At 67.4% G+C, this 15,029-nt stretch carries 12 protein-coding genes and 1 pseudogene; 5 read left to right on the forward strand and 8 right to left on the reverse strand.

Going from position 1 to position 15,029, the window contains the following annotated elements; translation table 11 throughout:
* Positions 1-99 precede the first annotated feature (99 nt).
* The 5 genes from J2T21_RS17065 to J2T21_RS17085 form a co-directional block, all read right to left on the reverse strand.
* On the reverse strand, positions 100-2,514 hold the full coding sequence (locus J2T21_RS17065) for a GNAT family N-acetyltransferase (RefSeq protein WP_307583000.1): 2,415 nt from the start codon (positions 2,512-2,514) through the stop codon (positions 100-102).
* On the reverse strand, positions 2,511-3,845 hold the full coding sequence (locus J2T21_RS17070; RefSeq protein ID WP_307583002.1) for a lysine N(6)-hydroxylase/L-ornithine N(5)-oxygenase family protein: 1,335 nt from the start codon (positions 3,843-3,845) through the stop codon (positions 2,511-2,513). Before J2T21_RS17070 ends, J2T21_RS17065 begins: the two co-directional genes overlap by 4 nt.
* The gene (locus J2T21_RS17075) at positions 3,842-5,362 is read right to left on the reverse strand and encodes a pyridoxal phosphate-dependent decarboxylase family protein (RefSeq protein ID WP_307583004.1); all 1,521 of its coding nucleotides are present in this window, start codon (positions 5,360-5,362) and stop codon (positions 3,842-3,844) included. Before J2T21_RS17075 ends, J2T21_RS17070 begins: the two co-directional genes overlap by 4 nt.
* A gap of 346 nt (positions 5,363-5,708) precedes the next feature.
* A complete protein-coding gene (locus tag J2T21_RS17080; RefSeq protein WP_307583006.1) occupies positions 5,709-6,302 on the reverse strand; it encodes a hypothetical protein in 594 nt (197 codons plus the stop codon).
* Positions 6,303-6,371: 69 nt separating this feature from the next.
* Positions 6,372-6,965 (reverse strand): hypothetical protein, encoded by a 594-nt coding sequence (locus J2T21_RS17085; RefSeq protein WP_307583007.1) that lies wholly within the window; start codon positions 6,963-6,965, stop codon positions 6,372-6,374.
* 140 nt (positions 6,966-7,105) lie between these two features.
* Between J2T21_RS17085 and J2T21_RS17090 the strand changes: the two genes are divergently transcribed.
* Together J2T21_RS17090 and J2T21_RS17095 are read left to right on the forward strand one after the other, a co-directional pair.
* Positions 7,106-8,149: an NAD-dependent epimerase/dehydratase family protein gene (locus tag J2T21_RS17090; protein ID WP_307583009.1), complete on the forward strand. Its 1,044-nt coding sequence runs from the start codon at positions 7,106-7,108 to the stop codon at positions 8,147-8,149.
* Between the two features lie 194 nt (positions 8,150-8,343).
* A complete protein-coding gene (locus J2T21_RS17095; RefSeq protein ID WP_307583010.1) occupies positions 8,344-10,008 on the forward strand; it encodes an ATP-binding cassette domain-containing protein in 1,665 nt (554 codons plus the stop codon).
* On the opposite strand, the gene J2T21_RS17100 is transcribed toward J2T21_RS17095, so the two are convergent.
* Both J2T21_RS17100 and J2T21_RS17105 read right to left on the reverse strand, forming a co-directional pair.
* Positions 9,989-10,417 (reverse strand): hypothetical protein, encoded by a 429-nt coding sequence (locus tag J2T21_RS17100; protein ID WP_307583011.1) that lies wholly within the window; start codon positions 10,415-10,417, stop codon positions 9,989-9,991. The two genes, J2T21_RS17095 and J2T21_RS17100, sit on opposite strands and share 20 nt — an antisense overlap.
* Before the next feature lie 234 nt (positions 10,418-10,651).
* Entirely contained in the window at positions 10,652-11,539 is an 888-nt protein-coding gene (locus J2T21_RS17105; protein ID WP_307583012.1) for a serine protein kinase RIO, read from the reverse strand.
* Between the two features lie 233 nt (positions 11,540-11,772).
* On the opposite strand from J2T21_RS17105, the gene J2T21_RS17110 reads away from it, so the two are divergent.
* Together J2T21_RS17110 and J2T21_RS17115 are read left to right on the forward strand one after the other, a co-directional pair.
* Positions 11,773-11,937, forward strand: a complete 165-nt coding sequence (locus tag J2T21_RS17110; protein ID WP_307583014.1) for a hypothetical protein — start codon at positions 11,773-11,775, stop codon at positions 11,935-11,937.
* Positions 11,937-12,137 (forward strand): annotated as a pseudogene (locus J2T21_RS17115) (helix-turn-helix domain-containing protein); the annotation flags it as partial. The gene J2T21_RS17110 and the pseudogene J2T21_RS17115, both read left to right, overlap by 1 nt.
* 81 nt (positions 12,138-12,218) lie before the next feature.
* Here J2T21_RS17115 and J2T21_RS17120 read toward each other — a convergent pair.
* On the reverse strand, positions 12,219-12,659 hold the full coding sequence (locus J2T21_RS17120) for a PaaI family thioesterase (protein WP_307583016.1): 441 nt from the start codon (positions 12,657-12,659) through the stop codon (positions 12,219-12,221).
* A 113-nt stretch (positions 12,660-12,772) separates the two neighbouring features.
* On the opposite strand from J2T21_RS17120, the gene paaZ reads away from it, so the two are divergent.
* Positions 12,773-14,902 (forward strand): phenylacetic acid degradation bifunctional protein PaaZ, encoded by a 2,130-nt coding sequence (gene paaZ / locus J2T21_RS17125; RefSeq protein WP_307583018.1) that lies wholly within the window; start codon positions 12,773-12,775, stop codon positions 14,900-14,902.
* Positions 14,903-15,029: the final 127 nt, after the last annotated feature.

A 15,029-nucleotide genomic window follows, 5' to 3' on the forward strand; every position in this document is an offset into this window, starting at 1 on the left:
TGTGGGATGGTCCAGTAGCAAGCCGTTCACAAGGTTCGCTGAAAAACGGTGTGCCCCGTGGCCGGCGGGAGACCGCGAACCGGCGGCCTCCCGCAGGTGCTAGATGCCGTGCCCGGCCAGCGGGTTGGCCAGGATTCCGGCGTGGATCAGCCCGCCGGACTGGTCGGTGAGATCCAGCATCTGGCGGTTGTTGCGCAGCTGCAACCGGTTCAGGCAGGAAAGCTCGAAGTCCTCGGCAAAGAGGTCCAGCGCATCGAACACCGCGGCCGTCTCCGGGTTCCGGTTGCGGTAGGCGAGCAACCGGTCCGCGGCGGTCTCCCAGAACTCCTCCTCGCTGCAGATCCCCTCGCGCGCCAGCAACGGCGCCAGGAAGCGCAGGAAGCAGTCGACGATGTCGGTGAAGACCACCAGCCGGCGCTCGGCGTCCGGGACCGCGGCACGGATCCGCTCGACCTCGGGCGGCAACGCCAGCCGGTCCCCGAGCACCGCGATCTCCTCGGCCAGGTCCTTGTGCAGCACCTTCACCGGGACCGAATCCTGAAGCACCAGGATGACGTTTTCCCCGTGCGGCATGAACGCCAGGTCGTATCGGCACAGGACATGCACCAGCGGAACCAGGTACGCGTCGAAGTAGCGGGCCAGCCAGTCGGTGGCCGCGAGCCCCGAGCGGCGGATGTGCGCGGCGGCCAGCGAGGCGCCGGCTGAATCCACGTGCAGCAGCGAGGCCATGGTGGCCAGCTGCTGCCCGGGCGCGATCGACCCGGCGGGGGACTCGCGCCAGAGCGCGGCCAGCATCTTGCGCTGCGGGGCATCGGGACCGGCGGCCTCGTAGAGCGGGTTGGCGTAGCCGACCGCGGCGATCTCGCGCAGCAGCCCTACATTGCTCCGCTGCAGCTCCTCGTCGTCCTCGAAGATCGAGGTGAGCCACGCGTTGATGGCCGGGGTGCCTTCCATGTAGGCCGCCGAGAGCCCGCGCATGAAGCCCATGTTCAGCACCGACAGAGCGGTCTTCACGTAGTGGCGGGTCGGTGCACTGCGGTTGAAGAAGGTGCGGATCGACTGCTGCGGCTGGTAGAGGTCCGCCCCGGCGCCCAGGTGCACCAGGTGCCCGCTGGCGACATCCCCGGCGAAACCGACGGAGAGCTTGTGCTCCCACTGCCAGGGATGGACCGGGATGAGCACGAAGTCCTCCGGATCCAGGCCGCTTGATGCGCAGGCCTCGGCGATCCGTGCCCGGAAGCACGCCAGCTGCCGGGGACCGAGCTCGCCCTGCAGCAGGGTCTCGATATCCAGCCCGGGCAGCGTGCTGTAGCGGGCGCGGGAGCCGTGCGCGGCAAGCCATTGCAGGGCCAGGGCCGCCCCGGTCTCCGGGGCGTGGTCGAGGTAGTCGGTGGCGCCCAGGCCCAGGTGGCCGTTGTTGGCCACGAAGCACGGGTGCCCCTCGGTCATCGCGGCCTCGGTGCGCTGGAAGTCGGCGACGGCGTCCCCGGTCCCGGCGGCCAGCTCTGCCGCGCTCGCCGTGGAGTGCAGCTGCTTGTAGCAGTGCCCGGCCAGGGTGCTGGTGATTTCCTCGAGGTACACCGGCAGCTGGGCGTCGGGCATCCCCAGGGTGTCGCGGAAGGCCAGCACGAAGCCGGCGGCGTCGGGGGCCGCCGCTTCCCCGTTGACGGTGGCTTCCAGCGAATCCGGGTCGATGACCCAGTGCTCCAGGGCATGAACGGTCGCGGAAAAGCGGTATTCGTGGGTTCCGGTGCCCACCGACCAGCCGCCTTCCACGGGCACGGGGGCCAGCAGCCGCTCGTGGGTGAACTCGGCGATCGCCTTGGCCAGCAGGTGGCGGTTGGCGTTCTCCCAGCGGCCGGGGGACAGGTGCACGGCGGCGCTCGCGGGGCGGCCAGTCGCCGCGGCGAAGTCCGCCCGGGTGCAGATCGAGAGCAGCGCGGTCTTGGCCGGGGTGTCGTCCCCGGCCGGCAGTTCGATCCGGCCGGCGGGGCGGAAACCCAGCCGGGAGTTCAGCGAGTGGATCGCGGTGTTCGCGGCGTCGGGCTCGACCACGATCCGCAGCACCGCCGGATCCGCGAAGAGGTGGGCGAGCGCGGCCTCCATGGCCGCGGCGCTGAAGCCCGGCAGGGCCCTGCCGTCCCCGGGACCGGCGAGCAGCAGGTGCATGCCGGTGTCGCCGTGCCGGTGGGCGTAGCGGCCGGCCAGCGCCGAGTGCTCCGGGGCGTAGTGCTCGAGCAGGAACATCGGTTCCGGGTCGGCCGCACCGCGCGGGGCGGGCAGCAGGCCCAGCAGCACGTGGTGGTGCGCCGAGGCATCGAGCTGCCCATAGGCGGCGCGGACCTCGGGGACGGTCGTGCCGATCATGTCCCAGTAGCGGGCCCGCTCGGTGTTCACCCATCCGTGCAGCAGCCCGGCGTCGGTTCCCGGGTCGAAGCGGCGGAAGGTGAAGTCGGCGGCGGCCGGCGCGGTGCGGCGGGCCGGGGGAAGGACGATGGCGGGCGTGAAAATCATGCGTGGGCTCCTTCGAGCGTGGGGGATGGCGATGTGGGGGCGGCGGCGGGGCTGCCGAAGGACTGGAACCCGATGCGTTTTTCCACCGCGTAGTGCTCGTACCCCAGGATCCGGTTGATGATCACGGAGTTGCGGTACGCGCCCATGCCCAGGTCGGGCGCGGTGAAGCCGTGGGTGTGCAGTTCGGCGTTCTGCACCAGCACGTCGCCGTCGTTGCTGACCGCGTAGCTCCGGTCAACATCCAGCCGGCCGTCGGCCAATCGGTTGATGCGTTCCCCGAGCCCGGCCAGGAACCCCGGCTCGCGGTAGGCGTAGCCGGTGGCCAGCACCAGGGTGTCGGCCACCGCGGAGAACTCCCCGCCGTCGTCCTGGTTGCGCAGGCGCAGCTCCAGGGCTCCCTCGCGGTGCTCGATGCCCTGCAGGGCGGTGGCCGCGCGCAGGGTGACCGGGGCGTGCCCGGAGACCTGGCGCCGGTAGAGCAGCTCGTGGATCTCGTCGATCAAATCGGCGTTGATGCCCTTGTACAGGCCCTTCTGGCTGGCCGAGAGCGCGTCGCGGGTGCCCTGCGGCAACCCGTGGAAGTGGTCGATGTATTCCGGTGAGGTCATCTCCAGGGTCAGCTTCGTGTATTCGAGCGGGAAGAAGCGCGCTGAGCGGGTCACCCATTCAAGGTGTTGGTCGGGGCGCAGCGAAGCGAGCAGGTCGGCGAAGACTTCCGCGGCGCTCTGTCCGCTGCCCACCACCGCGATGCGGGAGCCCGCGGCGATCGCTGCGCGGGCGGGGCGGTAGCCGCTGCTGTGCACCGCGGCCCCGGTTCCCAGCACGCATTCGGGGACGGAATCGGGCACGTGCGGGGTGGTGCCGGTGCCGAGCACCAGGCGGCGGGTGCGCACGGTGGACACGCCGTCGCCTGTGTGCACGGCGAGCTCGTACAGGCCGTTCACGTGGCGCGCCGCGGCAACGTGCGCACCGAAGCGGACCGAGTCCAGCCGCTTGGCCGCCCAGCGCAGGTAGTTGTTGTACTCCTCGCGCAGCGGGTAGAAGTTCTCGCGGATGTAGAACGGGTAGAGGCGTCCGGTGTCCTTGAGGTGGTTCAGGAACGAGAGCGGGTGGGCGGGATCGGCCATGGTGACCAGGTCGGCCATGAAGGGAACCTGCAGGTGGGTGCCCTCGAGCATCATCCCCGGGTGCCAGGCGAATTCCTCTGCGCGCTCAAGCACCAGCACCTCGAGTCCCGGCGCGGTCTCCGCCAGCGCGGCGAAGCCGAGGTTGAACGGGCCGGCGCCGATGCCCACGGCATCCCAGATGCGATCGTGAAGCGGCGCACTCACGCTGCAGCCATCCCGGTGCGCATCTGGCAGATCGCCCGGCCGTGGGACACCACGGCATCGAGGATTCCCGCGACGTCCCCGTGCGTGGTGTTCGGGTTCAGAAGTGTCAGTTTCAGGTGGCGCACCCCGTCGACGGTGGTGGCGGCGACCATGGCCGCCCCGGAGTCGTAGAGCGCGGTGCGGATGGCGTTGGCCAGTGGCTCGGTCGCGGTGTCCGTGGCGGGTTCGGGGCCCGGCGGCACATAGCGGAAGACCACTGTGCTCAATTGCACCTCGGCGGTGAGCTCGAGCTCGGGGTGCGCATGGACCATCGCGGCGGCGGCGGCCGCGAGGTCCATGACCGAGTCAAACATCTGCCCGATCGCCTCGGTGCCTAGCGCGCGCAGCGTCACCCAGAGCTTGAGGGCGTCGAAGCGGCGGGTGGTGGCCAGGGACTTGTCGACCTGGTTGGGGGTGCGCCCGACCTCGGCGGCGGGGTTCAGGTACTCGGCGTGGTGCGAAACCAGCGCGAGGGCGGCCCGGTTGCGGACCAGGATTGCGCTGGAGCCGATGGGCTGGAAGAAGGACTTGTGGAAGTCGACTGTCACCGAATCGGCTGCCTCGATCCCGGCGAGCATCCCGCGGTGGCGCGCCGAGGCCAGCAGCCCGCAACCGTAGGCGGCGTCGACGTGGAACCAGGCCCCGTGCTCGGAGGCCAGGGAGCCGACGGACCCCAGTGGGTCGATGGAGCCGAAGTCGGTGGTCCCCGCGGTGGCCACGATGGCCATGGCGCGCAGCCCGGCCGCACGGTCCTTCTCCAGCGAGTGCCGCAGGGCGGAGACATCCATCCGGTGGAGCGCGTCGCACTCGATGGCAACGACGGCCTCGGCGCCCAGCCCCAGCAGGGACGCGGAGGTGGAGATGCTGAAGTGGCTGTCGGCGGAGGCGTAGATGCGCAGACCCGCCAGGCGTTCGGGCAGCGAGCCGGTGGCCCCTGCCACCGCGGTGTTGCGGGCCAGCAGCAGGGCCTGGAGGTTCGAGGCGGTGCCGCCGCTGGTGAACACGCCGTCGGCTTCCGGACCCAGCCCGGCCATGCCGGCGGCCCAATCGATGAGCCGTTGTTCGATGAGCGTGGCGCCGGCGCTCTGGTCCCAGGTGTCCATCGAGGTGTTGACCGTGGTGACCAGGGCCTCGGCGGCAATTGCGGGCAGGGCGACCGGGCAGTTCAGGTGGGCGGCGTAGCGCGGATGGTGGAAGTAGACCGCATCTCGCAGGTACAGCTCGGTGGCCTCCGCCAGGGCGGCGGCCGTGCTGCCCAGCGGTGTGCGCAGGTCCACGGCGTCGAGCCGGGCGCGCAGGGCTTCCGGGCGGGGCCCGGTGGTGGGGCCCGTCGCGGCGGCAATCGATCGGGCAGCGAGCCGGGCTGCGGAGGCGAATTCCTCGGCCATTCTTTCGGCGGTTTCGCTGGTGAGCAATTGCCCGGCAGCAAGGTCGGCAGGGGAGGACAGTGGTTGCGCCAGTTGACGTTGGGGCGTCATGAGGCTCCTTCAATATTGGGGACTGCCACGATGCGAGATGGAAAGGTTATGCTTACCTAACTCGTGACCAGATATTAAAGACACAGGCGCGGGGGCTAATACAACTTAAGTTCAACGAACAACCAAAAAGCCCATGTCGGACGGCGCAAAGTGGCCGCCGTGTTTTTGCGTGCCCGGAAATGACCGGAGGACGCCGATTGCCGGGTGTAACAATTCGCAAGGATCCATGGAAGATGCCGGGTGTGGACAGCGCGGGCGGCGTCGGGCAGCGGCCCCTTCAAGGGTTGCGCGTGTCCACCATGGTTGGAAGGCGCGCCCGGAGATCGGATGCGGTCTTGGGGGTTCTTCAGTCCTCGTGCGTTCCGGTGTAGGCAACCACGCTGAGCACCATGTCGGATTCACCCTCGAAGCGGACCTGTATCTGCCCGGCTTCCTGGGTTTCCCGCAGGCCGGTACGCATGCCGCTGGGACCCCCGGAACCGCATGAGCCCATGCTGCTGCCGCCTGTTTCCCGCCCATTGCCGTCGATGACCGAGAAAGCGTGCGGTACGGACCTTGAACAGGTCAATTCAACGCTTATGCGGTCGCTGGTGAGATTGCGGGGCAGTTCAAAGTCCATGCTGGATGAGAAGCGTTCGGCCAGCACCACGTGCTCGCTGCCCGGTTCGCCATCGTCGAGCGGGTGCAGGCCCTGCTGGATCTGGTGGGCGGCCATGGAAGGCGGCAGCTGCGAGATTCGCTTTTTCAGTCCGTCCGCGGAATACGGCTGCAGGGGCACTGGTGTTTCGGTCAGTTGGATGGGCAGCGGGTGGGCATCGTGGCTTCCTCCGCTCGAGGAGGAAGGTTCCGGGGCATCGTTGTTCCCGTCAATCGGCACGCAGGCCGTCAACAGCAGCGCCAGCCCGGCCAGAGTCGCAACCACCACCGAAAAACGGTTCATGACCTGACCCTATACGCATGCCTCGGCGTGCGGACGGTTTATCGGGTTCGATCCCGCATCATTCGGGGTTCACTGCCCTTCAATGCGCGTGAAGGTCACGACGCTGAGTTCCATCCCGGATTCCCGGTCAAAGGCGAGTTGCACCTGGCCCAGCTGGGGGTTGCCCCTGATGCCGAACCCAAAGCCGTTGGGCCCGCCGGGCGAACATTCCGATGACGAGCCGCCGCCCAGCGGGGCCCCGTCGATGTCGAAGAGCATGACCTCGAAGCCGATGCCCTTTGAGCAGGCCACCTCGATGAGGACCATGTCGCCCGAGTTTTCCCGGGGCAGTGCAAAACGGCTGCTTGCGGTCAATTGCTCCGCCAGGAGCACCAGTTCGCTGCCCGGCACTCCATGGTCGATGGGGTGCGAGCCCTGTTGGATCTGGGGTGCGGCCATCGAGTGCGGCAGCTTGGAGATCCGCTGGTCGAGGTCGATGGTGCTGTATTCCTGCAGCGGCAGATCCCCACGCGGCGCTTCAACGGACGGCACATGGGTGTCGCCGGTGGAGCGCGTGGATTCGTCGGGTGTCGGGACGGAGGTGTTCCCATCAATCGGCACGCAGGCCGCCAGCAAGAGGCCAAGGCCGGCCAATGCTGCGATCAATCCCGAAAAACGCTTCATGGCCTCACCTTATCTGCGCCGCCCGGTACCCGCTCGTTTCGGCAACCGAAGCTTGCAATGTGTCGGATTCCGTCGGGGCGTTCCTACGCCAAGAACGAAGTGGCCTTGCCGCTGGACCGGGCACGATGTTGGCTCGAGGCATGAAACAAATACTGTTGCTGGGCGGGACCGGGTGGCTGGGACAAACGCTTTCCCGCCAAGTGCTGGATCGCGGACATGCGGTGACCGCGCTGGCCCGCGGCACCAAGCCTTTTGCCCCTGGTGTCAGCACCGTGATCGCCGATCGCCAAGCACCTGACGCCTACGGACAGGTGGCGGGCCGGGACTGGGACCTGGTCATCGAGCTCACCGACAGGCCGCGTTTCGCCCGGGAGGCGGTGCAGCGCCTGGGCGGCGTCGCCGGGAACTGGGTCTTCGTATCCTCGTGTTCGGCCTATGCCCTGCAGTCCGAGCCCGGCGCCGACGAAACGGCGGCGATCCTGGAACCGCTTCCCGAGTCCGAGGACGGGGTGAGCGCGGATTTCGGGCGGGCCAAGGCGGCCTGCGAGCTGGTGACCATTCAATCGCGCCAGGGGAAGGCGCTGGTGGTACGTCCGGGGCTGATCGGCGGTCCGGGGGACCCGAGCGGCCGCAGCAGCTACTGGCCGCTGCGCTTTGCCGATCCCCGGGAACCGGTTTTGGTTCCGTGGGCCCCCGAGGGGCAGGCCCATGTGCAGGTCATCGATGTGAGAGACCTTGCCGCATTCATCATGGAGGCGGGAATCGCCGGTGAACACGGCCCCGTCAATGCCGTGGGGCGGGTGCACGAGCTGGGGGAAGCCTTGCATCTCGCGCAATGGGCGGCACAACGGGTCGATCTTTCGCGAGCGGCACCCGTGCGGGAGGCCACTTGCGTGCGCTACGGGGTGGAGCACATGGGCCTGGACGGCGTGAATCCCTGGGCCGGCCCCAAATCGCTTCCGCTGGTCCTTCCCGAGGGCAGCGGGTACGCGGGTTTCGCCCGGCGCTCCGACGCCCGTGCAACGGCTGCCGGGTTGCACCGCAGGAGCCTGGGCGAGACTTTCGAAGACATCGTGCGGCACGCTGGCGTCAGCGGAACCGGGATGCTGCCCTCCGGGCTCAGCGCCGCGGAGGAAACCGCCGTGCTGGAGGCCGTGCGGAAGCGCGGCGGTGCCTCCGGTTGACATCCGGCATCCGCGGCCCGCAGGATTGAAGGGTCCCATTGCCTACGAACGGACCTGACGTGCTCCTGGTTCTCGCCTTCGCCTAATCCGCGCCAAGGGAAACCCGCCTGCCCGCTCCGCCCCCGCATTCCGGGGAAGCCTGGAGCCGCCAGTGCGGAAGTTTCGGCGCACCCTTCGTCGAAACGAGCACCACCATGCAGCACCAAACACCCATCGTCATTGACCGCCTCGGCTTTTCCTGGCCCGATGGCGGCACGGTTTTCGACGGCCTTTCCACCGTATTCTCCCGCGGCACCACCGGCCTGATCGGGCCCAACGGGTCGGGAAAATCCACGCTGTTGCGGCTCATCGCCGGGGAACTGGCCCCCGTGCACGGAACCATCCACGTGGACTCCCGGCCCGCCTACCTGGCCCAAAACATCGTCCTGGACTCCCACCTCAGCGTGGCGGAGCTGATGGGGATATCCCGTGCACGTGCGGCGCTGCACCGTGTCCTGGGCAACAGTTCCGAGGACCTGGAGCTCGACCTGGAGACCATCGGGGACGATTGGGACCTGGAGGAACGTTCCGCGGCCCTGCTGAACGGCTACCTCGAAGCGGACATCAGCCCTCAATTCCTTGGACGGACCGTGGGCACGCTCTCGGGCGGCGAGACCATGGCCGTGGGGCTGGCCGGCCTTGAGATCCGTGGCGACGCGATCATGCTGCTGGACGAGCCAACGAACAACCTCGACCGGGCGGCCCGGCACCGCCTGTACGAGATGGTGCAGCGCCACCCCGGGACCCTGGTCGTCTCCACGCATGACAAGACGCTGCTGGGCCTGGTTGGTTCGCTGGCCGAGCTGCGCCCGGTGAACGTGCGTGCACTGCGGGCCGAGAAGATCGAGGTGGTGCGCTTTGGGGACTGGGAATCCAGGGCCGAAGCCATGGGCCATGAGGGGGACAGTGCCGAGCGCCGTCTGAGCGATGCCCGCCGAAAACTGGCCATCGAGAAGCGCCAGGCCCGGGAGGCCGAAACCAAGATCGCCAGGCGCTCCAAGCAGGGGCAGAAGGCTGCCGAGTCCATGCCCAAGATCCTGGCCAACACGTTGCGCAACAAGGCCGAGGTCTCCGCGGCCAGGAGCCGCGGCATCATGAAAACGCACGCGGCGGATGCCGCTGCGGAGCTGGCAGCAGCACGCGACGCCTTGCCGGTGAACCTGCGCATATCCATCGAGCTGCCCGGCACCCGGGTGCCGGCCGGGCGCAGCATCGTCGAGCTGCCAGGCGGGTCAATCGCCCGTGGGGTCTTGCACGAGGACTCGGAACCCATCGACCAGGAAGCGGTGCTCGGGATCATGGGGCCCGAGCGCATCGGGCTGGTGGGCGGGAACGGGGTCGGCAAGTCCACGCTCCTGGACCAGATCAACGATCAGGCCAAGGTACCCACGGGTTTCCTGCGCCAGCGCCTTGACGCCGGGGAACCCGGAAGCTGGGCCGGACTCCGGGATGAAGTGAGCATGCTGGAGAACCTGCGCCTTGCCGCGCCGGGCGTGGCTCCGGGGGTGCTGAGGGACCAGTTGGCGGCGTTCCATTTCCGGGCGGGTCGGGTTGATGAACCGGTGTCTCAGCTTTCCGGTGGCGAGCGGTTCAGGGTGGCGTTGGCGATGATCCTGTTGGCAGACCCGGCCCCGCAATTGCTGCTGCTCGACGAGCCGACGAACAACTTGGACATGGCCACCGTTGAACAACTGCTCTCGGCGCTCGAGTCCTTTGGGGGTGCCATGGTGGTGGCCAGCCACGACGAGGAATTCCTCGCCGCGCTGGCCACCGACCGCGAATGGGAAATGCGGCGCCCGGCTAAACTGCCGGTCGCATGACGTGTTTGGTGCCCGGCACGTGTTCGGGTGCATGGGCAACCGCCCGGACCCCGAGCTCGGCCAACGCAATGATGGTGAACGCGTTGAGGCCGTGCAGGGCGCCAACCCAGGCGGTTTCGAACGCCGCGAAGGCCAGCGAGATCTGTACCAGCACGGCCAGCAGGAGCCACAGGGCCCATCTCAGGCCGGCATGGGCGAAGATCGATATGACCAGCAATGCCAGCACGAGCACCGGGATCGCGAACATCCCGACCTCGCCGTGCATGATGGCTGTCAGGGGCGGTTCTGATGGGAGAACCCCGGATTCGAAGGACGGGATCAGCCCGAACATCGTCCAGGCAATGAGGGCCGCCTGAACGACAACGGCGGCAGCGATGATGTGGGCAACAACCTTGTATGCGGTACGCACCTTGGATGGCCTTTCTTGCGAGTGCGGAGGTGCTTCTCAAGGATGGCCAACAGTGGCCCCGTGGCCGCGAAGTCATCTCAATGAGGTGCGAGTAATTCGGTTGTGTTTGGGCGGCCCAAGCAGATTGATGGGCCTACGGTAGTCCCCGTCCTGCGCCATTACCAGCACAGCGGAGGTATCAATTTGCACAGGATTCGCGGGGCCCTCCGCCGAGCCCTCCGCCGAGCCCAGCGCTTACCACGCCTCGGCAATGATTTCCGCCAACAAGGCATCGCCGTCGACCGCCAGACCCCGCGTAGAGAACCACGCGCACACGTTGTGGCAGTCGCGCTGCAGCAACCCGACCCCGCGTTCGTTGCCCGCCAAATCGACGAACTGGGGCAGGTCGATGACCACGAGGCGCTCGCCGGCGGCCAGGACGTTGTAGGGCGAAAGGTCCCCGTGGGCAAAGCCCAGCCGGGCAAAGGTCTTCATGGCCTCGACAAGCTGTATCCAGTAGCTCTCCAGCCGCTCCGGGCCGGGACGCACATGCTGCAGCCGCGGCGCCGCGGCGCCCGGGGCTTCAGGATCCTCGATGAACTCCATCAGGATTTCCGTGCCCATGATCTGTACCGGATAGGGAACCGGGGCGCCCGCCTCGAAACAGAGCCTGAGGTATTGCCACTCGGAATTGGCCCAACGTGAGGCCTCGACGATTCGCCCGTAGGTGCTGCCGTTTTTCAGGGCTCGGGCATCGCGTGAACGCTTGACGTTGCGCCCCTCGGTGTAGGTCGAGGACCGGGTGAAGGACCTCTGCTCCGGTGACCGATAGCGCTTGGCAGCCAACAGCACGTGCTGGTCCGAGGTGGCCCGCTCGATCAAGAAGACGTCGGCTTCCTTGCCGGTCTTGAGCACACCGAGCTCGGTGTCGATTGCACCGGCATCCTCGATGACGAACTCGGGGTACGGCAAGGGCCCCCGCATGAGCTTCTCGGTGGCCGGCCAGGTAGACCAGCGCTGGGATTCCGAGAGCTGGTCGTCAAGATAATTCCAGTCATCCGCACGATCGGTGTGCCTGGAGTCGGCGCCGGCGGCTCGCCGTTCAAAGGTGTCTGGAAAGTTGTTTTCTACGTAATTCTGCATTGCTGGAGTAACTCCTGTGGGAAGGAAAACATGGATCCGGGGTCACGGCTGGGACACTCATTGGTTTCCTCCTCAGGTAGTTACTGTCGCTGGTGCTTCAAGGACACCACAACTCATTGATGTATGTCAATCACTTGAGGCTGTGGGTTTGTGGCGGGGGTGGGTGCCATGGTCGGGCATCGCGATAAGCATCATGGTTGCATCAGGATGGGGGGCACCGGGATACGGCCAACATGGGCCGTGAAAGCCTGAGCGACATCATTGGCCGGTTGGAGCCAGGCGGGTTCGAGCTTGAGGTGAATTTCTGGCCGCCCTGGGCCGGTCTTGGCCTGTTCACCACTGTGCAGATATTCAAGCGCGGACTCGAAATGCAAAAAGACACGGCAGGACTGATTTAGTGGCTCGCGGAGAGCCCGGGAACCACACCGAGATCAGCTGCCACTTGGGGGAGTTGCCGGAAGCGAGGTCGATGACGCTGGTGGAACTGAGTGAGCGAGTGGACCTCAGCGTGGCGAATCTGTTGATACTCAAGAACAACCGTGCCCAGGCAATGCGGTTCTCCACGCTGCAGGCGATCTGCAAGGCCCTGGACTGCGACGTCGGGGAACTGCCCAGCTGCGCTCCGGTGCGGTGGCAAGCCAACGGTCGCCTGCCGACTTTGAGCCGGTGGCGTTGCGCGCTACTTCTTGATGTCGATGATCAGATTGGTGATCCGCAGGGTGCACAGGCGCTCGCCGGCCTCGTTCTCTATGAGGACCTGGTGGCTGGCCATGCGGCGTCCCAGGCTGATCGGTGTGGCGGTGATCGTGATGATCCCCTCGCGGGCGCCCTTGTGGTGGGTGGCCGAGACGTCCACTCCCACCGCGGACTTTCCCATGGTCGAGGCGTGCTTCACCGCGGCCCAGGAGCCAACCGCCTCGCCAACGGCCAGCGAGGCGCCGCCGTGCAGCAGCCCGAAGGACTGGCGGTTTCCCTCCACCGGCATGGTCGCCACGACCCGCTGCACCGATTCCTCGATGATCTTGACGCCCATCTTGATATCAAGCTCGCCCAGGGCAATCTGCCATACTCCGTCGACGGAGGTTTCCGGGGTGGGCGCGGTGGGGCGCTCTGCGCTCATGCTGCATTTCTCCTGAATTTCGAGTCTGTGTGACGCCGGGGGCTCGAGGCGTTCTTCCCCATACTGTACTGTGGTTGCTAATACTGACCGATCGTTCAGGAAGGATTTCGTCGATGACGACAACTCCCATGGCTCCACTTGTTCCCAGCTTCGTCCAAAACTCCTGGTGGATCCCCTCCGATCCGGACGGCGGCACCCCCGTGCTGGATGCCAACACCGGTGAGCCCCTGGCCACGGTCAACAGTGACGGCCTGGACCTGGCTGCCGTCGTCGAGTACGGCCGTACCGTCGGCCAGCGCGAACTGGGCAAGCTGTCCCTGCACGAACGCGCCCTCAAGCTCAAGGAACTTGCCACATTCCTCAACGAACGCCGTGAGGAACTCTACGAGATCTCCTACCGCACCGGCGCCACCAAGATCGACTCGATGGTGGACATCGACGGCGGCATCGGCGTGCTGTTCACCTTCTCCTCCAAGGGCCGGCGCGAACTGCCCAACTCCAACGTCATCCTTGACGGTCCCATGGAGGTGCTCTCGCGCGACGGTTCCTTCGCCGGCGAGCACATCTACACCCGCATCCCGGGTGTTGCCGCGCAGATCAACGCCTTCAACTTCCCGGTCTGGGGCATGCTCGAAAAGTTTGCACCCGCCTTCATCGCCGGGGTGCCGACCATTGCCAAGCCAGCCACCCCCACCGGCTACGTCGCCGAGGCGATGGTGCGCCTGATGGTCGAATCCGGCATCCTGCCGGCCGGTTCCATCCAGCTGATCTCCGGCTCCGCACGGACCCTGCTGGATGTGCTGGACTACCGCGACATGCTTTCCTTCACCGGATCCGCCTCCACCGCCTCGGCGCTGAAGTCCCACACGAACGTCATCGACGGCGGCGTGCGCTTCACCGCGGAGACCGACTCGCTCAACGCGGCCATCCTGGGCCCGGACGCGGTGACCGGCACCCCGGAATTCGAGGCCTTCGTCAAGGCCGTCACCACGGAGATGACCTCCAAGGCCGGGCAGAAGTGCACCGCCATCCGCCGCAACATCGTCCCGGCCGCGCTGGTCGACGATGTGGTCAAGGCCGTGGGCGAGCGCCTCGATGCGCGCGTGGTCATTGGCGATCCGCGTGCCGAGGGCGTCACCATGGGTGCCTTGGCCTCCCTGGAACAGCTGCGCGATGTGCGAGGCGCCGTCGAGGACATGATCGCCGCCGGCGGCGAGATCGCCTACGGCACCCTTGACGCACCGGTGGTCCGCACCACCGGCGGTGAGGAAAAGATCGTCGATGCCGGGGCCTTCATGTCCCCGCTGATCCTCACCTGGGATGACGTGGAAAACCAGGCCGTGCACAGCCGCGAGGCCTTCGGCCCGGTCTCCTCGGTGATCGGCTACACCGACCTGGACGATGCCATTCGCCTGGCGGCCATGGGCTCGGGCTCGCTGGTGGCCACGGTCTGCACCAACGACGCGGACACGGCACGGGTACTGACCACCGGCATCGCCTCGCACCACGGTCGCGTGCACATGCTCAACCGCGAAACCGCACGGTCGTCCACCGGCCACGGTTCCCCCGTTCCGCACCTGGTCCACGGCGGCCCGGGCCGCGCCGGCGGCGGCGAGGAACTCGGTGGCATCCGCTCGGTCAAGCACCACATGCAGCGCACCGCCATCCAGGGCTCGCCCAACATGCTCACCGCGGTCACCGGCGTCTGGCACACCGGTGCCGACCGCGTGATTGCCGGGGATCCGGAATTCGGTGCCGTCGCCGGTGCCATCCACCCGTTCCGCAAGTCGCTGGCCGAGTTGGAGATCGGCGACGCCTTCGCCTCGCCGCTGCGCAAGGTGTCCCTGGAGGAGATCACCGCGTTCGCCAACGAAACCGGCGACACCTTCTACGCGCACACCGACCGCGCCGCGGCCGAGGCCAACCCGTTCTTCCCCGGCATCGTCGCCCACGGGTACCTGTTGGTCTCCTGGGCCGCGGGACTCTTCGTCCAGCCCGCCCCGGGACCGGTGCTGGCCAACTATGGCCTGGAGAACCTGCGCTTCATCACCCCGGTGCCGGACGGGGACTCGATCCGGGTCACGCTGACCGCCAAGAAGATCACCCCGCGCGTCACCGACGAGTACGGCGAGGTCGCCTGGGATGCGGTCATCAACAACCAGGACGGCGAGATCGTGGCCACCTACGATGTGCTGACCCTGGTGGAGAAGGAAGACACCACCTACGCCAGCTGGGGCAAGTAGCCCCGGGCCGCGCACCGGCGCGGACACTTTCATTGGCCGGACGCCTGGCTCCCTTCGCGGGTGCAGGCGGCCGGCCATTGCCGTTGGCCGGGAATGCGGGCGGGGCGCGTGGCCGGCCGCGCCCGGG

Source organism: Paeniglutamicibacter psychrophenolicus, assembly GCF_030812255.1.
Taxonomy (GTDB): domain Bacteria; phylum Actinomycetota; class Actinomycetes; order Actinomycetales; family Micrococcaceae; genus Paeniglutamicibacter; species Paeniglutamicibacter psychrophenolicus_A.